The following is a 20,193-nucleotide window of genomic DNA, read 5'->3' as shown; positions in this document are numbered from 1 at the left end:
ATTGGCCGTAAAATGCGCGACCTCTTTCGACCCATGCACAGCGAGCCAGCTTTTATGAGCGCCACGCCCAAACCCCTGGTCCTGATCATCCTCGACGGCTTCGGCCACAGTGACAGCCCCGAATCCAATGCCATCATGGCGGCCAACACCCCGGTCTACGACCGCTTGCGCGCCACCCAGCCCCACGGGTTGATCTCCGGCAGCGGCATGGATGTCGGCCTGCCGGACGGGCAGATGGGCAACTCCGAAGTCGGCCACATGAACCTCGGCGCCGGCCGCGTGGTGTACCAGGACTTCACCCGGGTGACCAAAGCGATCCGCGATGGTGACTTCTTCGACAACGCAGAAATCACCACCGCCGTCGACCAGGCCGTCGGCGCCGGCAAGGCCGTGCATATCCTCGGCCTGCTGTCCGACGGCGGCGTACACAGCCACCAGGACCATCTAGTGGCCATGGCCGAACTGGCAGCCAAGCGTGGCGCCGAGAAGATCTACCTGCATGCCTTCCTCGACGGCCGCGACACCCCGCCGAAAAGCGCGCAAAGCGCCATCGAGCTGCTCGACGCTACCTTCGCCAAACTCGGCAAGGGTCGTATTGCCAGCCTGATCGGCCGTTACTTCGCCATGGACCGCGACAATCGCTGGGACCGGGTCGAGCAGGCCTACAACCTGATCGTCGACGGCAACGGCCCGTTCAACGCCGCCAACGCCAGCGCGGGCCTGGAAGCGGCCTACGCCCGTGGCGAGAGCGACGAATTCGTCAAGGCCACCACCCTCGGCGAGCCGGTTCGCGTCGAAGACGGCGATGCCGTGGTGTTCATGAACTTCCGTGCCGACCGCGCCCGCGAGCTGACCCGCGCCTTCGTCGAGCCCGGCTTCAAGGACTTCGCCCGCGCCCGCGCTCCGCAACTGGCCGGCTTCGTCATGCTCACCCAGTACGCGGCGAGCATCGACACGCCCAGCGCCTTCAAACCGGCGCCGCTGACCAACGTGCTCGGCGAATACCTGGCCAACAACGGCAAGACCCAGCTGCGCATCGCCGAAACCGAGAAGTACGCCCACGTCACCTTCTTCTTCTCCGGCGGCCGCGAAGAACCCTTCGCCGGCGAGGAGCGCATCCTCATCCCGTCGCCGAATGTCGCCACCTACGACCTGCAACCACAGATGAGTGCTCCCGAAGTCACCGACAAGATCGTCGATGCCATCGAGAACCAGCGCTTCGACGCGATCATCGTCAACTACGCCAACGGCGACATGGTCGGCCACACCGGCGTGTTCAGCGCCGCCGTGGCCGCAGTGGAATGCCTGGACACCTGCGTCGGGCGCATTGTCGCCGCGCTGGAGAAGGTTGGTGGCGAAGCCCTCATCACCGCCGACCACGGCAACGTCGAGCAGATGGAAGACGAAAGCACCGGCCAGGCGCACACCGCGCACACCTGTGAGCCGGTGCCGTTCATCTATGTCGGCAAACGCAACCTCAGCGTACGCGAAGGCGGCGTGCTGGCCGACGTGGCGCCGACCCTGCTGACCCTGATGGGCCTACCAGTGCCGCCCGAGATGACCGGCACCAGCATCCTCGTCTGATCCAGCTCAGGCGCCCACGAAGCCCCGGCACATTGCCGGGGCTTCGTCGTTCTGGGGCTGTTTACCCGTTAATCCTTGCGCACCCTACAAGCGGGCACCGCGCCTTCGGCAGCACGCGATCACCTGCACGGACAACAGGAAAGCGGCCGAATTGTTGCGGGCAAGGCAAGAATGATTTGCCCCGGCGCCGATTACTCACCCGCCATCCCTCACCCATACTTGCGGCCACTCACCTCAAGCCCGGAGGGCATGCCATGAACATTTTCATCACCGGCGCCGGCGGTTTCATCGGCGGCTCCATCGCCACCGGCCTGCAACGCGCCGGTCATCAGATCAGCGGCCTGGTGCGTCACCCGGAGCAAGCCGAGGAGCTGCGCAAGCTCGGCATCACACCCATTTTCGGCACGCTGGATGATCGCGACCTGTTGATCGCCCAGGCTCAAGCGGCCGATGCAGTGATCAACGCCGCCAGCAGCGACCATCGCGGCGCCGTCGAAGCGCTGATCGACGGACTGGCCAGCTCCGGCAAGGTGTTGCTGCACACCAGCGGCTCCAGCATCGTCGGCGACGCCTGCGGGGGCAATGCCGCCTCGCCAGACATCTACCACGAAGACAACCTGCCCACCCCGACCGCCGACAAGGCGGCTCGCGTGGCCATAGACGACCTGGTGCTGGCTGCCGCCGAACGGGGCATCCGCTCCGCCGTGCTGTGCAACACCCTGATCTACGGTCACGGCCTGGGTCTGCCGCGCGACAGCGTGCAACTGCCGCGCCTGCTCAAGCAGGCACGCAAGTCCGGCGTGGTGCGTCATGTTGGCCGCGGCCTGAACATCTGGTCGAACGTGCACATCGAGGATGTGGTCGAGCTCTATCGTCTGGCGCTGGAGAAAACCCCGCCCGGCACCTTCTATTTCGTCGAAAGCGGCGAAGCCTCGTTCCGCGACATGACTGCCGCTCTGGCCAAGGCCCTCGACCTCGGGCCTGCCCAGGACTGGCCACTGGCCGAGGCAGAAGCCGAATGGGGCTACGAAATGGCCAACTACGGCCTCGGCTCCAACAGCCGCGTACGCGGTGAACGAGCGTGTCGCCTGCTCGGCTGGAGCCCTCGACACACCTCGGTGCAGCAGTGGATTGAGAACAACATGCTGTAAATACGATTAAAAACGCCTAAACGCCCCGTGCGACTAGCCGAGGCGTTTTTTTTGCGCAGCGCGACGGGCATACTAGGCCGGTATCTGCCTCCGGTGCCGTCGCCCATGTTTCGCGCCCTCGTCCTGCTCTGTCTCTCCCTGCTGCTGGCTCCCGCCTTCGCCGATCAGAAAGCCGACGCCCAGAAACAGCTGGAGGCCGCGCGCAGTGATGTCGCCGAGCTGAAAAAACTGCTGGAAAAGGTGCAGAAGGAGAAATCCGGCGTTCAGCAGGACCTCAAGCGCACCGAAACCGAAATGGGCCAGCTGGAAAAGCAGATCAAGGGCCTGCAGAACGAGATGAACGAGAGCGAGAAAGCGCTCAAGCGTCTCGATGAAGAGAAAAAAAAACTCCAGCAATCGCGCCTTGAACAGCAACGACTGATCGGCATCCAGGCCCGCGCTGCCTACCAGGGCGGCCAGCAGGAGCCACTGCGCCTGCTGCTCAACCAGCAGCAGCCGGAAAAATTCTCGCGCACCCTGACCTACTACGACTACCTCGGCCAGGCGCGCATGGAGCAGTTGGCGACCTTCAACGAAACCCTGCGCCAACTGGCCAACGTGGAAGACGACATCGCCTCCCAGAAAAACCAGCTGCTGGAACAGAAGGACATGCTCGACAGCCGCCGCGAAGAACTCGCCCGCGTGCGCAAGGAGCGCCAGCAGGCCCTGGCCAAGCTGGACCAGGACTACAAGGCACGCGACCAGAAGCTCAAGGCGCGCCAGCAGGACCAGGCCCAGTTGACCACTGTCATCAAGACCATCGAGGAAACGCTGGCCCGCCAGGCCCGTGAAGCGGCCGAAGCCCGCCGCCTGGCCCAGCTCGAAGCACAACGCGCACGCAGCGCGGCCAGCAGTAGTCCCGCCACCAGCAAACCGACGACGAGCGGTCCGCTGGTCTCGACCGGCGCCTCTTATGGCGGCCCGTTCGCCAAGGCCAAGGGCAAATTGCCGTGGCCGGTAGATGGCCGCCTGGTGGCGCGTTATGGAACCCCACGCAACGGAGACGCTCGTAGCAAGTGGGATGGCGTTTTGATTGGCGCCAGTGCCGGCAGTCAGGTGCATGCTGTCCACGGGGGCCGTGTGGTATTTGCCGACTGGTTGCGTGGTGCCGGGCTTCTGGTCATCCTCGACCATGGCAATGGTTACCTGAGCCTCTACGGGCACAACCAGAGCCTGCTGAAAAATGCAGGCGACATCGTCAAGGCTGGCGAAGCCATTGCCACCGTCGGCACCAGCGGCGGGCAGGACACGCCGGCGCTGTATTTCGCCATTCGCCAGCAGGGCCAGCCAAGCGACCCTGCACAATGGTGTCACGCGCAAGGATAAGCGCGCTTTTTCATTCACCGGGAGTTTGTACATGTCGCATCTGCGCCGCCTCACCCCCCTGGCTCTGGCCCTCGGCCTGCTGGCCGGCAGCCCATCCTTGCTTGCCGCACCGGAGCAGGTGGCCGCCCCCGCGACAGACAGCGGCAAGGCGACCTTGCCACTGGACGAGCTGCGCACCTTCGCCGAGGTGATGGACCGCATCAAGTCGGCCTATGTCGAACCGGTGGATGACAAGACCCTGCTGGAGAATGCCATCAAGGGCATGCTCAGCAACCTCGATCCGCACTCGGCCTACCTCGAGCCGGAAGCTTTCGCCGAGCTGCAGGAAAGTACCAGCGGCGAATTCGGCGGCCTTGGCATCGAAGTCGGCATGGACGAGAACTTCCTCAAGGTGGTCACCCCCATCGATGACACCCCCGCCTCGCGCGCCGGTATCCAGCCGGGCGACCTGATCATCAAGATCGACGGCCAGCCGACCAAGGGCCTGTCGCTGATGGAAGCGGTGGAGAAGATGCGCGGCAAGGCCGGCAGCAAGATCAAGCTCACCCTCGTGCGCGAAGGCGGCAAACCGCTGGATGTCGAACTGACCCGCGCGGTGATCAAGGTCAAGAGCGTACGCAGCCAATTGCTGGAGAACGGCTACGGCTACCTGCGTATCACCCAGTTCCAGATCAACACCGGCGAAGAAGTCGGCAAGGCCCTGGCCAAGCTGAAGAAAGACAACGGCGGCAAAAAGCTGCAGGGCCTGGTCATGGACCTGCGCAACAACCCCGGCGGCGTGCTGCAATCGGCCGTGGAAGTGGCTGATCACTTCCTGACCAAGGGCCTGATCGTCTACACCAAGGGCCGTATCGCCAACTCCGAGCTGCGCTTCAGCGCCGACCCGGCTGACGCCAGCGAAGGCGTGCCGCTGGTGGTGCTGATCAACGGTGGCAGCGCCTCGGCCTCGGAAATCGTCGCCGGCGCCCTGCAGGACCACAAGCGTGCCGTGCTGATGGGCACCGACAGTTTCGGCAAAGGCTCGGTACAAACCGTGCTACCGCTGAACAACGACCGCGCCTTGAAGCTCACCACGGCCCTGTACTTCACCCCCAACGGCCGCTCGATCCAGGCCCAGGGCATCGTGCCGGACATCGAAGTCGCCCGCGCCAAGCTGACCCGCGAGCAGGACAACGAGAACATCAAGGAAGCCGACCTGGCCGGCCACCTTGGCAATGGCAACGGTGGTGCCGATCGACCCAGCGGCAAGAAGGCGGCCGGCGAACCCCGTCCGCAGGATGACGACTACCAGCTCAGCCAGGCGCTCAACCTGCTCAAGGGCCTGAACGTCACCCGCAAGGAATAAATGAAACGATGCACCTGGCTGTTGGCGTTGCTGCTCGGCGCGCTGACAGCCCAGGCCCACGACGCTCCGCCACCCGCCAGTGACGCTCCCCCGCACAAGCTGTACCTGAGCCTGGTGATCGACGACCTGGGGCAAACGCCGCAACGTGACCAGCGTGTGCTCGCCTTGCCCGGCCCGGTCGCGCTGTCGATCCTGCCCGACGCCCGCTTCGCCACCCAACTCGCCAACGCCACCCATGCTGCCGGCAAGACGGTGATGCTGCACCTGCCCATGGACCCGGCCAGCGGCCCGTACGCCTGGCACCCTGAACGGCCCCTGAGCGAATTGCAGGCCCGCCTCGACGCCGCCCTCAAGGTCGTGCCCCACGCCCAGGGCCTGAACAACCACATGGGCAGCCGCATGACTGCACAACCCGTGGCCATGGCCTGGCTGATGCAGCGCCTGCAGCAGGATCACCGTTTCTTTATCGACAGCCGCACCAGCGCCGCCACAGTCGCTGCCGCCGAAGCGCAGAAGATTGGCCTGGCGAGCCTGTCGCGGGACATCTTCCTCGACGACGATATGCGTCCCGAAGCGGTGGCCACCCAGTTCGAAGCCGCGCTCAAGCTGGCTCGCAAACAGGGTTCGGCACTGATGATCGGCCACCCTCACCCGGCGACCCTGGCCCTGCTCGAACGCGAACTGCCGCGCCTGCATGCCAGGGGCTTCGAGCTGATCGACGTGCAGCAACTGATCGCCTTGCGCAGCAACCGGGCCATGGCCGCACACGGCAAGAACGGCCTCTACCGATGACGTGCGCCAGTGCATGTTCCCCGGCATCGTCGCTGGGCAAACCGCTGTCGAGTCATTAGGCTTCGGCGCTTCAGCTGTAAGGATGCCCCGTCATGACCACGCGCAAATCACTCATTACCATCCTCATTGCCCTGGCACTGGGGATAGGCATAGCCATCCCGGTCGGGTTCATCTGGATCATCACCACGGCCAAGCTGGAGCTGGGTGGCGGCAGCCCTGGGAAAAAGGTCGTGGGCACGGTCGCGCGCATCGAACAACGCGCCATGGAACAGTACTGCACCGGCGTCGTCGCCACACCGCAAAACACCTGGCTGGTCGGCCGCAGGGAGCGGGCGAAAAATACCGACGACCAGCCCGGTATCGATCTCGACGCGCTGATTCACGGCAAGGCCGAACAACCGAAAGAAACCAAATCGTCGGGATTCATGGGCTATTACGGCCTGAGCTTTGGCCGTGACCCGACGACCACCTACCTGTCACGCCTCGATGACAAGGGCGAGTTCGTCCAGGTTGCCAGCCTCGGAGAAACCGCCTGCCTGGTGGCGACACCAGACGGCGGCAGCATTTTCCTGCTGACCGGCATGGACCGCCCAGGGCTCGACCGCCTGAACGGCATCCAGCAGACGGTCATCCTGCGCAGCGATGATCAAGGTGCCAGCTGGACGGTGCTGGAGGACGGCCTGTTTCCCGAAGCCAGCAACCTGGGCTGGGCGCTTCATCCCTACTTCTTCGATGCCAGGCAGGCCTGGGCGTGGGGCAGCCTGCCGCAGAAAAGCAGCCAATACTATGGCGATCCGGATGACCTGCGCGGTGGCCTCTTCTACTCGCCCGACAGCGGCCTGACCCGCGAAGCGATAACCGCCAGCGATGATCTGCTGGTCAACCTGAATACCATCCGCAGCCGCGCACCCGCCGATGCCAACTGGGGGGACTACAACGGCGTCTACGGACAGATCACCACCCACATCCAGCAATTCGATGACCTGCATGCCGCCATCTGGGTCTCGCAATCCTTCCTCTACGGCCCCAGCGGCGGCAAGTACCTGACCACATCCCTGTTCGTCACCAGCCAGGCACGCCTGGTACGCGAGAATGGCCAATGGCGGATGGAACCCCTGGAGCGTGAATACGGCCTGCATGTGGATGAACTGGCGAACAATGGCGAAGGCCTGGTGATCGGCGTGATCCGCCAGGACGGCGAAAAGCGCGGCCAGGTCGCGCAACTGAACCCGAAAACCCTCGCCTGGAAAGTCCACGGCGCCCTACCCAGCGCCTTCTCGCCGCTGCCGTCGAGTATCTACCTGCGCGAATTCCGTGTCGGCAAAGGCGTGCTGCTGGCCAATACCGACGGCAACTACACCGTGCCCACCTGGCTGTACCCCGCCCGAAATGGCGATGCAGCGAGCCTCTCCGCCAATGCGGTGTTCTACTCCACCAACTGGGGCCGCTCCTGGAGCCGCCTGGCCATGGGCGGCTACCTGGGCATGCTCGGCCTCGACCCAGGCACCGACCGAGTCTTCTGGGCCAACGGCAACTGGTACGACAACGGCCAGGACCTGAACATCTACAGCTACCAGCTGGACTGAGCCGCGCAGTGTCTGTTGGTGCTGCGGATATGGATGGCCGGCGGACACCACAACGGGTGGGCTAAAGCGGAGCGCCGCCCGGCCCACCCGACAAGCAGTTCCCAGGCAGGGTGGGTCACACGCCCTCACCCACCACAGCGGACCTGTCTCTGATTCGTGCCCGGGCGAATGGAACGCTCTCAGAGATAGCGCTGGGTCACTTCGTCGACGAAGCCTTCGGCACGCAACTCCTCGAGGGCTTTCTGCAGGCGCTCGACTACCTCGTCCGGGGTGTCCTTGTTCAACGCCAGGAACAACTCGGCCTCGTGGAAACGCAGGACCGTGGTCAGCCCGCTAACTCCCTGCTGCTTGGCCAGGAAGCCACCGACCGGATCGGTGGTGGCCCACAGGTCGATCTCGCCTTTCATCAGCTTCGCGACATTCTCCTGATCGCGCAGCAGATTGGCTGGCGCCAGCTTGCGACTTTCCAGGTACTGGCTCACCGCATCGTTCTTGTAGGCGCCAATCTTGTAGCCCGCTGCCTCTTCCAGGCTGTTCAGGCGCAGGTTGCTGCCAGGTGGCGCCAGCAGCACCCAGCTGCTCCTGGCCAGCGGGCCGACCCACTTGAACAGCGGCTCACGCTCAGGCGTATAGGTGGTGGAGAACAGGCCGTAGTTGGCCTTGCCCTGGGTCAGGCGGTACAGGCGGTCCCAGGGAAAACGCAGGGACAGGGTGTAATGGATGCCGGCGCGCTTGAACACCTCGCGGACGATATCGGCACTGATGCCATCGATAGCGTCGTCACGGGCGAAGTTCTTCTCGTCGACCGCCATGTTGAACGGCGGGAAATTCTCCGTCAGCAGGACGACCTGATAATCCTCGGGCAGCCCGGCGCGTACCGAGCAGGAAAGGAACAGCAATCCGACCAGCAGGCTTCTTTGCAACGTGCTCAACATTCCGTCCACTCTTTCGGCAATGGATTGGTGGGGCCGCTGCCGAAAGTTTTCCGGCCCGGCGCTCTGGCGAACGAGCGGCGGGCCGGTCGTCGCGCTTACAGGTAACGCTTGAAGACTTCGTCGATGAAGCCTTCGCTACGCATTCTGTCCAACTCAGATTGCAACTTGTGGACCACCTCATCCGGCACGTCCGGATTCAGTGCCAGGAACAGCTCGGCGTTATCGAAACGCAGCACGGTCTTCAGCCCTGTCACGCCCTCCTGCTTGGCCAGGTAGCGGCCTGCAGGGTCGCCAGTCGCCCACAGGTCGAGCTTGCCGTCTTCCAGCTTGCGGGCGTTTTCCTGGTCACGGAATGCGGCTTGCACCTCCAGCCCTTCCTTGGCCAGGTGTTCGGCGATGGCATCGCCCTGGTAGGCGCCAACCCGGTAGCGCTTGGCGTCTTCCAGGCTGTTGAGGGTGATCGTGCTGTCGCCACGGGCCAGCATGACCCAGTCATCCGGGCCGATCGGGCCAACCCACTTGAACAGCTTGTCGCGCTCCGGCAATCGCGCCGTCACGAATACACCGTAGTTCGGATTTTCCTTGGCCAGCTTGTAGATGCGTGCCCAGGGAAAGCGCAGGGTCATGCTGTAGTTGACGCCCGCGCGCTTGAACATCTCACGCACGATCTCGACGGCGATGCCGTTGAGGTTTTCTTCGCGGGCGTAATTCTTGCCATTGGTGGCCATGTTGTAGGGCGGGAAGTTCTCGGTCATCAGCACCACCGAGTATTTCTCGTCCGTCTCGGCCTGGGCCACCGCCCCCCACAACAAACAGCTACCAGCCACGACCAGAAGCAGGTGTTTCAACATAAATAAGTCCTTTTCATGAGAGAACACGCGAAAACGCAGAGCTTAATCAAGCCTGCTCATTGCCCGGTATCCAAGGCCCTGGGTTGGGACGCAGGTCACGCCCTGGCCCTGCCAGGCCCTGAGAGAGAAATAGTTGAGCGAAGATCAGGCGGGCCACGCGCTTACGAAGCCTTGCGCGCAGGCACCTGCCTTATGGAGCCTTAGCGGACGACGATGCCACGGCTGGCCAGGTAGGCCTTGGCCTCCGGCACACTGTATTCGCCGAAGTGGAAGATGCTCGCCGCCAGTACCGCGTCGGCCTTGCCTTCGATGATGCCGGCAGCCAGGTGCTCGAGGTTGCCGACGCCGCCGGAGGCGATCACCGGAATGCCCACGCTCTCGCTGATGGCGCGGGTGACGCCGAGGTCATAACCGCTCTTCACGCCGTCCTGGTCCATGCTGGTGAGGAGGATTTCACCGGCACCGAGGTCTTCCATCTTCTTCGCCCACAGCACGGCGTCGAGGCCGGTTGGCTTGCGTCCGCCGTGGGTGAAGATTTCCCAACGCGGTGCCTCGCCCGGTCCGGACACCTTCTTCGCGTCGATGGCGACGACGATGCACTGCGAACCGAAGCGGTCAGCCGCCTCGCCGACGAACTCGGGCGTGAACACCGCTGCGGTATTGATCGAGACCTTGTCCGCACCGGCATTGAGCAGATTGCGGATGTCCTGCACCGTACGCACGCCTCCACCCACGGTCAGCGGGATGAACACCTGGCTGGCCATGCGCTCGACGGTGTGCAGCGTGGTGTCGCGGCCATCGACGCTGGCGGTGATGTCGAGGAAGGTGATTTCGTCGGCACCCTGCTCGTTGTAGCGCCGAGCGATCTCCACCGGATCGCCGGCATCGCGGATGTTCTCGAACTGCACGCCCTTGACCACGCGGCCGTTGTCCACGTCGAGGCAGGGGATGATGCGTTTAGCCAGTGCCATGTTTCTCTCCGGATTCCTGCGTCAGACGGAAGGGTTCAGCGTGGCGTGCTCGGCCAGCTCTGCCTGGATGAAAGCCGCGATCATCGCGCGGTATACCTGCTCGACCACCTCGACCGAGGCGCCCGACTCACGAGCCAGGGCCGTTACCTTGGCGATCACCTGCTCCACACGCTGCGGAGCCCGTACGGCATCGCTGTCGCTCTTGAAGCGCGCCGCCTGGCGCACATAGCCACCACGCTCGGCGAGCAGCTGGACGATACGTTGGTCGAGCGCGTCAATCTGTTCGCGCACCTGCTCGATGGAGTCGCACTCGACCATGATTCGGCTCACCCCTGGTAGTTGTCGCAGAAGGCTTGCGCCTCGGCCACGTCCAGGGTGCCTTCGTAGATCGCGCGCCCGGTGATGGCGCCGATGATGCCGGGAGCCTTGGCGGCCAGCAGCTTCTCGATATCACCGAGGTTGTGGATACCACCCGAGGCGATCACCGGGATGCGGCTGGCAGCGGCCAGCGCGGCAGTGGCTTCGACGTTGCAGCCCTGCATCATGCCGTCTTTGGCGATGTCGGTATAAACGATGGCAGAGACGCCGTCGGCTTCGAAGCGCTTGGCCAGATCGACGGCCTGCACGGTGCTGACTTCGGCCCAGCCGTCGGTGGCGACGAAACCGTCCTTGGCATCCAGGCCAACGATGACCTTGCCCGGGAAGGCCTTGCAGGCATCGGTGACGAACTGTGGGTCTTTCACCGCCTTGGTGCCGATGATCACGTAGCTGACACCCGCCTTGACGTAGTGCTCGATGGTTTCCAGCGAGCGGATGCCGCCACCGATCTGGATCGGCAGTTGCGGGTAACGCCTGGCGATGGCGGTGACCACTTCACCGTTGACCGGCTGGCCTTCGAAGGCGCCATTGAGGTCGACCAGGTGCAGGCGACGGCAGCCACCGTCCACCCACTTGGCGGCCATGCTCACCGGGTCATCGGAAAACACCGTGGAATCTTCCATACGGCCCTGGCGCAGGCGCACGCAGGCACCATCTTTGAGGTCGATTGCGGGGATGATCAGCATTGCTTGGCCTGCTCGAATCAGAAAACGGGAAAGGGGTTCGGGTCAGCTCTTCTCGAGTGCCCAGAGGTCGCTTTCGATGCTCTCGAACCTGTCTTTCAGGTGCGCCTGCACATCGAAAATCGCCTTGTTGTAATAGAGTGGCGCGATCTCGCGAGCGAACAGGTCGAGGACTTCCTGTACCTCGAAAGACCCCAGTTCCAACTCGAAACGCTCTTCCATGAAACGCTTGAGCACCTGCAGGGCCGCTTGTTCCTGGGCGCCATCGAGCTCGAGGATCGGCGCTTTGACCTTGTTCCGGCTCATTTACCAGCGCCCGTCCCAGGCCACGAAATTCTGCAGCAACTGCAGGCCATGGGTATGGCTCTTTTCCGGGTGGAACTGCACGGCGAAACGCGAGCCATCGGCCAGCGCCGCGGCGAAATCCTTGCCGTAGTGACCACCGCCAACCACCTGCTGCGGCTTGCCGGCCTCGATGTAGTAGCTGTGCACGAAGTAGAAGCGACCCTGGTCGGGAATCTCGTGCCACAGTGGGTGCTGCACGCTCTGAACGACTTCGTTCCAGCCCATGTGCGGCACCTTCAGGTGCTCGCCGTCCTCGACCAGGTCCTTGCCGAAGAAACGCACCTTGCCGGGAAACAGGCCGATGCAGTCGACCCCGCCATTCTCTTCGCTGTGATCGAGCAATGCCTGCATGCCGACGCAGATACCGAGGAACGGACGGTCCTGGCTGACCTCGCGCACCAGGCTGTCGAAGCCCAGGCGCTTGATCTCCGCCATGCAGTCGCGGATTGCACCGACACCGGGGAACACCACACGGTCAGCCTCGCGAATCACCTGCGCATCGCTGGTCACCAGTACGCGACCGGCACCCACGTGTTCGAGGGCCTTGGCCACCGAATGCAGGTTGCCCATGCCGTAGTCGATGACGGCAACCGTCTGCATCAGAGCACGCCCTTGGTCGACGGCATCTGCCCAGCCATGCGCGGGTCAAGCTCTACAGCCATGCGCAGGGCGCGGCCGAAAGCCTTGAACACCGTCTCGATCTGGTGGTGCGTGTTGGTGCCACGCAGGTTATCGATGTGCAGGCTGACCAGCGCATGGTTGACGAAGCCCTGGAAGAACTCCTGGAACAGGTCCACGTCGAAGCCACCGACCACCGCACGGGTGAACGGCACGTGCATCTGCAGGCCCGGGCGACCGGAGAAATCGATCACCACGCGCGACAGCGCTTCGTCCAGCGGCACATAGGAGTGACCGTAACGGGTCATGCCCTTCTTGTCGCCGATGGCCTTGGTAAAGGCCTGGCCCAGGGTGATACCGACGTCCTCCACGGTGTGGTGGTCGTCGATATGCAAATCGCCCTTGCACTCGATGTCGAGGTCGATCAGGCCGTGGCGGGCGATCTGGTCGAGCATATGCTCGAGGAACGGCACGCCGATATCGAAGCGGGCCTTGCCCGTCCCGTCCAGATTGATCGAGACCTTGATCTGGGTCTCCAGGGTGTTGCGCTCGACGAACGCCGTACGCTCGGCCATCACCAGCTCCACAAAATGCTCACGGAAAAGGCGGCCATTATAGGCGGCGTGCAGCCCGCGCGGCTACCGGCGCGGGCCGAAGGAAAAGCTATCGGTGTAATCGAGCTGACTTTAAACTCCGTCACCTGCCTGCGAGGAAGCCGCCATGCCCGTGTTTGTCGAGACCGTGATCCGCCCGTCCGCCCAGGATCATACGGACCTGACGAAGGTCTACGCCGACGCCCCGGCCTGGCTGCTCGCCCCTTACAGCAGCGCCGACGCGCTGATCTCCGGCGGCATTGGCGAAGGCAGCCTGATTGCCGGGCGCTTCAACGACCGCCTGCTGGGCGCCGCCCTGCTCCACCGCGGCGCGGACTGCTGGCACCTGTCGCACCTGTGCGTGCGCAAGGTCACCCGCCGCCGTGGCGTGGCCACCCGCCTGCTCGATGAAGCGCAGCGCATGGCCCGCGAAGCGGGCAAACCCCTGCGCCTGCGTGCCCCCAAAGATCACCTGGAAAGCCAGGCACTGGCTGCCCGCACGGGTCTGCCACTGGACACCTTCTAGGCTTTAATCCCGACGCTCACCTGCGCTCGGGAACCGTTCGCGCCTACCGACCCTCCAAAACCGCACACCCGCGCTGACGCTATACTCGGCGCTCTAAACCGTCATCACACAAGGACTCGTCATGAAATCTATCGGCAAAATCCTGGGCCTGGTATTCCTCGGACTGTTGCTGATCGTCGTCGGCCTCGGTTTCGCCCTGACCCACCTGTTCGATCCGAATGACTACAAGGACGAGATCCGCCAGTTGGCCCACGACAAGGCCAACCTGGAGCTGACCCTCAACGGCGATATCGGCTGGAGCCTGTTCCCCTGGCTCGGCCTGGAACTCACCGACGCCACCCTGGCCAGCGCCGACACCCCGGACAAGCCTTTCGCCGACCTGCGCCAACTGGGCCTGTCGGTGCGCGTCCTGCCGCTGCTGCGCAAGGAAGTGCAGATGAGCGATATCCGCGTCGACGGCCTCAACCTGACCCTGCAACGCGACGAAAAAGGGCGTGGCAACTGGGAAGGTGTCGGCAAGCCCGCGCAAGCCAGCAGCGAGGCACCCACCGCCGCAACCGAACCGGCTCCCGCACAGGAGCCCGCCGAAGAGTCCAGCGCCAGCACCGGCCAGCCGCTCAAGCTGGACATCGACAGCCTGACCCTGAGCAACTCGCGCATCGACTATCACGATGCCAGCAACGGCCGGCAGTTCACCGCCGAAGGCATCGAGCTGAGCACCGGTGCGATCCGCGAAGGCGCCAACATCCCGGTCAAGCTGACGGCCTTCTTCGGCACCAACCAGCCGGTACTGCGCGCCAAGACCGAGCTGCAAACCCAACTACGCTTCGACCGTGCGCTCAAGCGCTACCAGCTCGAAGACCTCAAGCTGGCTGGCGAAGCCTCGGGCGAACCGTTCAAGGGCAAGACCCTGACCTTCTCCACCCAGGGCCAGTTGCTGCTCGACCAGGCGGCGCAGGTCGCCGAATGGAACAGCCTAAAGTTCAGCGCCAACCAGCTGCGCGCCATTGGCGAGCTGAAAGTGCGCGACCTGGACAAGACCGCCCAGGTACAGGGCGGGCTATCGATTGCCCAGTTCGACCTGCGTGAGTTCCTCACCGGCCTGGGCGTCGAGCTGCCGGCCACAGCCGATGCCAACACCCTCAAACAGTTCGAACTGTCCACTCGCCTGGCCGGCACCCCGAGCAGCATCACCTTCAGCGACCTCAGCCTGAAGCTGGATGACAGCAGCTTCACTGGCAGCCTGGCGGTGAACGACTTCGCCAAGCAGGCACTGCGCGTGCAGCTCAAGGGCGACACGCTCAATCTCGACCGCTACCTGCCGCCGAAGAACAAGGACGCCAGCGCCGGCGCCGCACGCAAGAATGAAGTCAAGGATGCGGTATCCGCAGCCGGCTCGGGCGGCAGCACACCGCTGCCCAATGCACCGACCCAGCAAGCCTGGAGCAACGAAAGCATTCTGCCGCTGGAGCCACTGCGCAAGCTGGATATCGAGGCTGGCCTCACCCTCGGCCAGCTGACGCTGAGCAAGCTGCCGATCGAAAGCGCAGTGCTCAAGGCCACAGCCAAAGGCGGCGTGCTCAACCTGCAGGAACTGCGGGGCGACCTGTACGGCGGCAAGTTCGACGTCAAGGCACAGCTCGATGCGCGCTCCGACATCCCGCAACTGACCGCGCAAAAACGCATCAACCACGTGCCCGTGGAAAAGCTTATCGAGAGCCAGGGCGAGAAAGCGCCGGTCAAGGGCCAGCTCGACCTCACCGCCGACATCCGCACCCAGGGCAACAGCCAGAAAGCCTGGATCGACGCCCTCAACGGCACCGCGCGCTTCAATCTCGGCAATGGCGTACTGGTCGATGCCAACCTGGAACAGCAACTGTGCCAGGGCATCGCCACCCTCAACCGCAAGACCCTGAGCGGCGAGCCGCGTAGCAAGGACACGCCCTTCCAGGAGCTCGACGGCAGCCTGACCTTCCGCAACGGCGTCGCCAGCAACCCCGACCTCAAGGTGCGCATCCCCGGCCTGAGCGTGAACGGCAACGGCGATGTCGACCTGCGCGTGCTGGGCCTGGACTACCGCATTGGCATCATCATCGAAGGTGACAAGGGTGCGATGCCCGACCCGGCCTGCCAGGTCAACCAGCGCTATGTCGGCCTGGAATGGCCGCTGCGCTGCCGTGGCCCGCTGGAAATGGCCGCCAAGGCCTGCCGCCTCGACAAGGACGGCCTGGGCAAGGTCGCCGCCAAGCTGGCCGGCGACAAGCTCAACGAGAAACTCGAAGAGAAGCTCGGCGACAAAGTCAGCCCGGAACTCAAGGACGCGCTCAAGGGCCTGTTCAAGCGATGAGTCCCGAGCAATTCTCCAGCGCCGTACTGACCTGGTATGACCAGCACGGCCGCAAGGACCTGCCCTGGCAACAGGGCATCACCCCTTACCGGGTGTGGGTCTCGGAAATCATGCTGCAGCAGACCCAGGTCAGCACCGTGCTCGGCTACTTCGACCGGTTCATGCAGGCGCTCCCGACCGTGCGTGACCTGGCCGAGGCACCGGAAGACGAAGTGCTGCACCTATGGACGGGCCTGGGCTACTACACCCGTGCGCGCAACCTGCAGAAGACCGCCCAGATCGTCATGCGCGAACACGGCGGGGAGTTCCCCCGCGACGTCGAGGCCCTGACCGAATTGCCCGGCATCGGCCGCTCCACCGCCGGCGCCATCGCCAGCCTGAGCATGGGCCTGCGCGCACCGATTCTCGACGGTAACGTCAAGCGCGTACTGGCCCGCTACGTCGCCCAAGAGGGCTACCCCGGCGAGCCGAAAGTGGCCAAGCAACTCTGGGCGGTGGCCGAGCGCTTCCTGCCGCAGACGCGGGTCAACCACTACACCCAGGCGATGATGGACCTCGGTGCCACGCTCTGTACGCGGAGCAAGCCGAGCTGCCTGATCTGCCCGCTGCAGAGCGGCTGCGAGGCGCACCTGCTGGGCCTGGAGATCCGCTACCCGATCGCCAAGCCACGCAAGGAGCTGCCGCAGAAACGCACCCTGATGCCGATCCTGGCCAATCGCGACGGCGCCATCCTGCTCTATCGTCGCCCCTCGACCGGACTCTGGGGCGGCCTGTGGAGCCTGCCGGAACTGGACAACCTGGATGCGCTCGCGCCACTGGCCAGCCAGCACGCCCTGCGCCTGGGCGAACGCCGTGAACTGGCCGGCCTGACCCACACCTTCAGTCATTTCCAGTTGGCCATCGAACCCTGGCTGGTGCAGGTCGACAGCCCCGCGCCTGGCGTGGCCGAAGGCGACTGGCTCTGGTATAACCTCGCCACCCCGCCGCGCCTGGGCCTCGCCGCCCCGGTAAAGAAGCTCCTCAAACGAGCCGCGGATGAATTGAATGCCGGACCGACTACTGGAGAGCAGCCATGAGCCGCACCGTCCACTGCCGCAAACACAAACAAGACCTGCCCGGTCTCGACCGCCCGCCCTATCCGGGCGCCAAAGGCGAAGACATCTTCAACAACGTCTCCAAGCAAGCCTGGGATGAGTGGCAAGCCCACCAGACCATGCTGATCAACGAGCGTCGCCTGAACATGATGAACGCCGAGGATCGCAAGTTCCTCCAGGGCGAAATGGACAAGTTCCTCTCCGGCGAGGAATACGCCCAGGCCGACGGTTACGTGCCGCCCGCGCAGTAATAGCCGTGGCCGGGTGCAATGCCCGGCCGCTTAGAACCTGTTTACGATCTCCTGACTGTCGGCCATGCGGCGTTGAAACCAACCTCGGATGCGAGCCCAGTCGGATTGCTCATTTACAGCGCGTAAACTCCGCATCCTCGGTTAGTTTCGCCTTGCCTGGCTCTAATTCAGAGGATCGTAAACAGGCTCTTACTGACGTTTTACCACTCCCTCTCTCGATCTAATCCCCTCCCAGAGCCATCTCCAGGCTGGCTTCGCTGTGTTCGCCACAAACATTTGACAAAACGTTTTTCTGAGCAATAAGATCGACCTCGAAAGGAAAAACGTTTTTCCATTTGTTTGCAGTACGACACCCGCCGTTAGAGCGGGGCGATAACCGAGGCCGAGCGAGCATGAGCACTACACCCGTAGCTGTCGTTACAGGTGCGTCCAGTGGTATTGGCGCACGCATCTCCAAGGAGCTGATGGACAACGGTTGGCGCGTAGCCGCCCTCGATCTGCGCGACAACCAGCAGACCGATCTCTGCGTGCAGGTCGACGTCACCGATGAAGCTGGCGTCTGCGCCGCCATCGCCCAGGTTGAAAAAACGTTAGGCCAGGTCGACGCCGTCGTCGCCGCCGCAGGCTACTACGAAGAAACCCCCTTCACCGAAATCAGCCTGCCGGGCTGGCAGAAGATGCTGCGCGTCCACGTCGGCGGCGTGCACAACCTGCTGCGTGCCGCCTTGCCCGGCATGTTGAGTCGAGGCAAGGGTTCCTTCGTCACCATCGCCTCGGAGCGCGCCATCGGTGGCGGCTGCAATGACGCCCACTATGCCAGCGCCAAGGCCGCGGCCCTGGCCCTGACCCGCAGCGCCGCCAGCGAGTTCGCCGGCCGTGGCATCCGCATCAATGCCGTCGCCCCCGGCCCCACCGACACCCCGCTGCTGCCGGCCGACTCCTGGGAACGCCAGCGCGACTTCCTCGACACCCTGCCCATCCCGCGCATCGCCAACACCGACGAAATCGCCCTGGCCGTCCGCAGCCTGCTCGAGGACGACCACTTCCTCAGTGGCGAGGTGATTTCCATCAACAGCGGAACGGTGATCTGACATGACACGTGAAACCCTCCACGGCGCCACGGCGCTGATCACCGGCGCGGACACCCGCCTGGGCGCCGCGATTGTCGCCAACCTGCTGCAGGCCGGCGTACGCCTGGCGACGCATGTGAATGACCCTGCTGCACTGGCGGCCCATCCATCCGCCGAGGTCAGCTTCGCCGCACAAGCGACGGACGAACAGGCCGTGACCGATGGGCTGCGCCAGGTCCACGAGGCATTCGGCGCGCTGAACATCCTGGTGACCTGCCATGCCCAGCCGGTTACCGGCACCCTGCTCGAACAACCCCATGACGCGTTCTGGGCGCACCTCGACCAACAGCTCAGCGGCAGCTACCTGTTTGCCCGCGAAGCCGCACCGCTGCTCAAGTCCGCCGACTGGGGCCGCGTTGTCCTGCTCTCCTCCGGCTGGGCCGTCGGTGCGCCGGGGCTGGCTGCTGTGGCCAGTGCCGCCGCCGGTGTGCAGGTGTTGTGCAAGACCCTGTCCCGCGAACTCGGCCCGCACGGCACCACCGTCAATGCCCTGGCCCACGCCTTTACCGACAGCGAATGGCTGGCCTGCGACGCCCAGGTCCTGGCACTCGATGAGGCCCGGCTGCGCGAGCAGATCGGCCAGCACGTACCGGCGGGCCACCTCGGCCAGCCCGAGCAGATCGCCCACACCGTACGCCTGCTTTGCCAGCCCGTGATCGGTGCAGCCGTCGCCCAGACCCTGCAGTGCAACGGCGGCTATTTCCGCCACAGAACCTAAGCCCAATACCTCAATGAGGACTGCCTAATGACCGATGTGTTGACCTCCGCTGACCCCATCGTCTGGCCCAATGGCAAAAAGGCCGCCGCGGCCTTCACCTTCGATGTGGACGCCGAAACCCCGCTGCTCGCCGCGGACCCGAGCCTGGCCCAGCGCATGGGCCTGATCTCTCACCAGGCCTACGGGCCACTGGTGGGCGTGCCGGCCATCCTCAAGGCGATGCGCGAAGTCGGCGTGTGCGGCAGCTTCTTCGTGCCGGGCTACACCGCATTGCGCTATGCCGAGCAGATCAAGATGATCGCCGCCGACGGCCACGAGATCGGCCACCACGGCCATCTCCATGAACCACTGGCCGGCGTCACCGAAGCCCAGGAACGTACCTTTCTCGAACGTGGCCTGGAAGCACTGCACAAGGTTTGCGGGGTAACGCCGAAGGGCTACCGCGCGCCGATCTGGGAGCTCAACTGGCGCACGCCGTCGATTCTCGGCGAGGCCGGTTTCCTCTACGACTCCAGCCTGATGGATGCTGACTATCCCTACGAGCTGGCCTATGGCGACCAGGGCCGCTCGCTGGTCGAGCTGCCGATCAACTGGATCCTCGATGACTGGCAGCAGTACGCCTACATCCCCGGCTTCTCCGGCTGCGGCGTGATCGAAACGCCGGCCAAGGCCATCGAGCTGTTCACCGCCGAATTCGAAGCCATGCGCGCCAACGGTGGGCTGTGGGTACTGACCTGCCACCCGTTCCTGTCCGGTCGCCCCGGTCGCGTGGCCGCCCTCAAGGGCCTGATGCAGCACGTCGCCGATTGCGATGACGTCTGGCTCGCGCCCCTGGAAGAGATTGCCGAGTACGTGCGCGCCCAGAAGCTCAAGCCACGCACCCTCAACGAACCGAACCCGTCCCTCTAAGCCCCGAGCACAGGTGAATCG

21 protein-coding genes are annotated in these 20,193 nt (G+C 64.2%); 13 read left to right on the top strand and 8 right to left on the bottom strand.

The window, feature by feature from the left end:
* Nucleotides 1-54 precede the first annotated feature (54 nt).
* From gpmI to ACWPW0_RS02140, 6 genes are all read left to right on the top strand, one after another.
* Nucleotides 55-1,584, top strand: a complete 1,530-nt coding sequence (gene gpmI, locus ACWPW0_RS02165; protein ID WP_454254303.1) for a 2,3-bisphosphoglycerate-independent phosphoglycerate mutase — start codon at nucleotides 55-57, stop codon at nucleotides 1,582-1,584.
* Between the two features lie 254 nt (nucleotides 1,585-1,838).
* Entirely contained in the window at nucleotides 1,839-2,735 is an 897-nt protein-coding gene (locus ACWPW0_RS02160) for an NAD-dependent epimerase/dehydratase family protein (protein ID WP_454254302.1), read from the top strand.
* Between the two features lie 105 nt (nucleotides 2,736-2,840).
* The gene (locus tag ACWPW0_RS02155) at nucleotides 2,841-4,100 is read left to right on the top strand and encodes a murein hydrolase activator EnvC family protein (protein WP_447588530.1); all 1,260 of its coding nucleotides are present in this window, start codon (nucleotides 2,841-2,843) and stop codon (nucleotides 4,098-4,100) included.
* A 31-nt stretch (nucleotides 4,101-4,131) separates the two neighbouring features.
* Nucleotides 4,132-5,445: a S41 family peptidase gene (locus tag ACWPW0_RS02150; protein ID WP_447588528.1), complete on the top strand. Its 1,314-nt coding sequence runs from the start codon at nucleotides 4,132-4,134 to the stop codon at nucleotides 5,443-5,445.
* Nucleotides 5,446-6,237 carry a divergent polysaccharide deacetylase family protein gene (locus ACWPW0_RS02145; RefSeq protein WP_454254301.1) on the top strand — a complete coding sequence of 264 codons (792 nt, stop codon included), beginning with the start codon at nucleotides 5,446-5,448 and terminating at the stop codon, nucleotides 6,235-6,237. It abuts the gene before it with no gap.
* A gap of 92 nt (nucleotides 6,238-6,329) precedes the next feature.
* A complete protein-coding gene (locus ACWPW0_RS02140; protein ID WP_454254300.1) occupies nucleotides 6,330-7,823 on the top strand; it encodes a hypothetical protein in 1,494 nt (497 codons plus the stop codon).
* A 179-nt stretch (nucleotides 7,824-8,002) separates the two neighbouring features.
* Here the strand turns inward: ACWPW0_RS02140 and ACWPW0_RS02135 are convergent, their stop codons facing one another.
* The 8 genes from ACWPW0_RS02135 to hisB all read right to left on the bottom strand — a co-directional run bounded on the left by ACWPW0_RS02135 (nucleotide 8,003) and on the right by hisB (nucleotide 13,179).
* Nucleotides 8,003-8,758 (bottom strand): substrate-binding periplasmic protein, encoded by a 756-nt coding sequence (locus ACWPW0_RS02135; protein WP_454254299.1) that lies wholly within the window; start codon nucleotides 8,756-8,758, stop codon nucleotides 8,003-8,005.
* 95 nt (nucleotides 8,759-8,853) lie between these two features.
* Nucleotides 8,854-9,609 (bottom strand): substrate-binding periplasmic protein, encoded by a 756-nt coding sequence (locus tag ACWPW0_RS02130; RefSeq protein WP_454254298.1) that lies wholly within the window; start codon nucleotides 9,607-9,609, stop codon nucleotides 8,854-8,856.
* Nucleotides 9,610-9,809: 200 nt separating this feature from the next.
* Complete coding sequence (gene hisF / locus ACWPW0_RS02125) at nucleotides 9,810-10,580, bottom strand: imidazole glycerol phosphate synthase subunit HisF (protein ID WP_447588519.1); 771 nt, start codon at nucleotides 10,578-10,580, stop codon at nucleotides 9,810-9,812.
* 21 nt (nucleotides 10,581-10,601) lie between these two features.
* Complete coding sequence (locus ACWPW0_RS02120; protein WP_454254297.1) at nucleotides 10,602-10,898, bottom strand: chorismate mutase; 297 nt, start codon at nucleotides 10,896-10,898, stop codon at nucleotides 10,602-10,604.
* An 8-nt stretch (nucleotides 10,899-10,906) separates the two neighbouring features.
* Complete coding sequence (hisA, locus tag ACWPW0_RS02115; protein ID WP_447588515.1) at nucleotides 10,907-11,644, bottom strand: 1-(5-phosphoribosyl)-5-[(5-phosphoribosylamino)methylideneamino]imidazole-4-carboxamide isomerase; 738 nt, start codon at nucleotides 11,642-11,644, stop codon at nucleotides 10,907-10,909.
* A 42-nt stretch (nucleotides 11,645-11,686) separates the two neighbouring features.
* On the bottom strand, nucleotides 11,687-11,947 hold the full coding sequence (locus ACWPW0_RS02110) for a DUF2164 domain-containing protein (RefSeq protein WP_454254296.1): 261 nt from the start codon (nucleotides 11,945-11,947) through the stop codon (nucleotides 11,687-11,689).
* Nucleotides 11,948-12,586 (bottom strand): imidazole glycerol phosphate synthase subunit HisH, encoded by a 639-nt coding sequence (gene hisH / locus ACWPW0_RS02105; protein ID WP_447588512.1) that lies wholly within the window; start codon nucleotides 12,584-12,586, stop codon nucleotides 11,948-11,950.
* Nucleotides 12,586-13,179 carry an imidazoleglycerol-phosphate dehydratase HisB gene (gene hisB, locus ACWPW0_RS02100; protein ID WP_010488624.1) on the bottom strand — a complete coding sequence of 198 codons (594 nt, stop codon included), beginning with the start codon at nucleotides 13,177-13,179 and terminating at the stop codon, nucleotides 12,586-12,588. Before hisB ends, hisH begins: the two co-directional genes overlap by 1 nt.
* A gap of 145 nt (nucleotides 13,180-13,324) precedes the next feature.
* Here hisB and ACWPW0_RS02095 point away from each other — a divergent pair, with 145 nt between their 5' ends.
* From ACWPW0_RS02095 to ACWPW0_RS02065, 7 genes are all read left to right on the top strand, one after another.
* Nucleotides 13,325-13,723, top strand: a complete 399-nt coding sequence (locus tag ACWPW0_RS02095) for an acetyl-CoA sensor PanZ family protein (RefSeq protein WP_447588510.1) — start codon at nucleotides 13,325-13,327, stop codon at nucleotides 13,721-13,723.
* Between the two features lie 121 nt (nucleotides 13,724-13,844).
* The gene (locus ACWPW0_RS02090) at nucleotides 13,845-16,070 is read left to right on the top strand and encodes an AsmA family protein (RefSeq protein WP_454254295.1); all 2,226 of its coding nucleotides are present in this window, start codon (nucleotides 13,845-13,847) and stop codon (nucleotides 16,068-16,070) included.
* Nucleotides 16,067-17,146, top strand: coding sequence for an A/G-specific adenine glycosylase (gene mutY, locus ACWPW0_RS02085; RefSeq protein WP_454254294.1), 1,080 nt, complete (start codon nucleotides 16,067-16,069; stop codon nucleotides 17,144-17,146). Before ACWPW0_RS02090 ends, mutY begins: the two co-directional genes overlap by 4 nt.
* A complete protein-coding gene (locus ACWPW0_RS02080) occupies nucleotides 17,143-17,415 on the top strand; it encodes an oxidative damage protection protein (protein ID WP_447588505.1) in 273 nt (90 codons plus the stop codon). Before mutY ends, ACWPW0_RS02080 begins: the two co-directional genes overlap by 4 nt.
* A gap of 392 nt (nucleotides 17,416-17,807) precedes the next feature.
* Complete coding sequence (locus ACWPW0_RS02075) at nucleotides 17,808-18,506, top strand: SDR family NAD(P)-dependent oxidoreductase (RefSeq protein WP_454254293.1); 699 nt, start codon at nucleotides 17,808-17,810, stop codon at nucleotides 18,504-18,506.
* 1 nt (nucleotide 18,507) lies between these two features.
* The gene (locus tag ACWPW0_RS02070) at nucleotides 18,508-19,263 is read left to right on the top strand and encodes an SDR family NAD(P)-dependent oxidoreductase (protein WP_454254292.1); all 756 of its coding nucleotides are present in this window, start codon (nucleotides 18,508-18,510) and stop codon (nucleotides 19,261-19,263) included.
* Nucleotides 19,264-19,290: 27 nt separating this feature from the next.
* Nucleotides 19,291-20,172: a polysaccharide deacetylase family protein gene (locus ACWPW0_RS02065; RefSeq protein WP_454254291.1), complete on the top strand. Its 882-nt coding sequence runs from the start codon at nucleotides 19,291-19,293 to the stop codon at nucleotides 20,170-20,172.
* The last annotated feature ends 21 nt before the right edge of the window (nucleotides 20,173-20,193 follow it).

The sequence above is a fragment of the Pseudomonas sp. Marseille-Q8238 genome (assembly GCF_965111915.1).
This window is presented reverse-complemented; position numbering and strand designations above follow the sequence as displayed.

Coding starts and splice junctions, on each gene's coding strand:
- ACWPW0_RS02135 (WP_454254299.1), bottom strand. CDS start 8,758: ATGTTGAGCACGTTGCAAAGAAGCCTGCTGGTCGGATTGCTGTTCCTT.
- ACWPW0_RS02065 (WP_454254291.1), top strand. CDS start 19,291: ATGACCGATGTGTTGACCTCCGCTGACCCCATCGTCTGGCCCAATGGC.
- ACWPW0_RS02120 (WP_454254297.1), bottom strand. CDS start 10,898: ATGGTCGAGTGCGACTCCATCGAGCAGGTGCGCGAACAGATTGACGCG.
- ACWPW0_RS02160 (WP_454254302.1), top strand. CDS start 1,839: ATGAACATTTTCATCACCGGCGCCGGCGGTTTCATCGGCGGCTCCATC.
- ACWPW0_RS02095 (WP_447588510.1), top strand. CDS start 13,325: ATGCCCGTGTTTGTCGAGACCGTGATCCGCCCGTCCGCCCAGGATCAT.
- ACWPW0_RS02155 (WP_447588530.1), top strand. CDS start 2,841: ATGTTTCGCGCCCTCGTCCTGCTCTGTCTCTCCCTGCTGCTGGCTCCC.
- ACWPW0_RS02110 (WP_454254296.1), bottom strand. CDS start 11,947: ATGAGCCGGAACAAGGTCAAAGCGCCGATCCTCGAGCTCGATGGCGCC.
- gpmI (WP_454254303.1), top strand. CDS start 55: ATGAGCGCCACGCCCAAACCCCTGGTCCTGATCATCCTCGACGGCTTC.
- ACWPW0_RS02145 (WP_454254301.1), top strand. CDS start 5,446: ATGAAACGATGCACCTGGCTGTTGGCGTTGCTGCTCGGCGCGCTGACA.
- hisA (WP_447588515.1), bottom strand. CDS start 11,644: ATGCTGATCATCCCCGCAATCGACCTCAAAGATGGTGCCTGCGTGCGC.
- ACWPW0_RS02140 (WP_454254300.1), top strand. CDS start 6,330: ATGACCACGCGCAAATCACTCATTACCATCCTCATTGCCCTGGCACTG.
- ACWPW0_RS02150 (WP_447588528.1), top strand. CDS start 4,132: ATGTCGCATCTGCGCCGCCTCACCCCCCTGGCTCTGGCCCTCGGCCTG.
- ACWPW0_RS02070 (WP_454254292.1), top strand. CDS start 18,508: ATGACACGTGAAACCCTCCACGGCGCCACGGCGCTGATCACCGGCGCG.
- hisF (WP_447588519.1), bottom strand. CDS start 10,580: ATGGCACTGGCTAAACGCATCATCCCCTGCCTCGACGTGGACAACGGC.
- mutY (WP_454254294.1), top strand. CDS start 16,067: ATGAGTCCCGAGCAATTCTCCAGCGCCGTACTGACCTGGTATGACCAG.
- ACWPW0_RS02075 (WP_454254293.1), top strand. CDS start 17,808: ATGAGCACTACACCCGTAGCTGTCGTTACAGGTGCGTCCAGTGGTATT.
- hisB (WP_010488624.1), bottom strand. CDS start 13,179: ATGGCCGAGCGTACGGCGTTCGTCGAGCGCAACACCCTGGAGACCCAG.
- hisH (WP_447588512.1), bottom strand. CDS start 12,586: ATGCAGACGGTTGCCGTCATCGACTACGGCATGGGCAACCTGCATTCG.
- ACWPW0_RS02130 (WP_454254298.1), bottom strand. CDS start 9,609: ATGTTGAAACACCTGCTTCTGGTCGTGGCTGGTAGCTGTTTGTTGTGG.
- ACWPW0_RS02090 (WP_454254295.1), top strand. CDS start 13,845: ATGAAATCTATCGGCAAAATCCTGGGCCTGGTATTCCTCGGACTGTTG.
- ACWPW0_RS02080 (WP_447588505.1), top strand. CDS start 17,143: ATGAGCCGCACCGTCCACTGCCGCAAACACAAACAAGACCTGCCCGGT.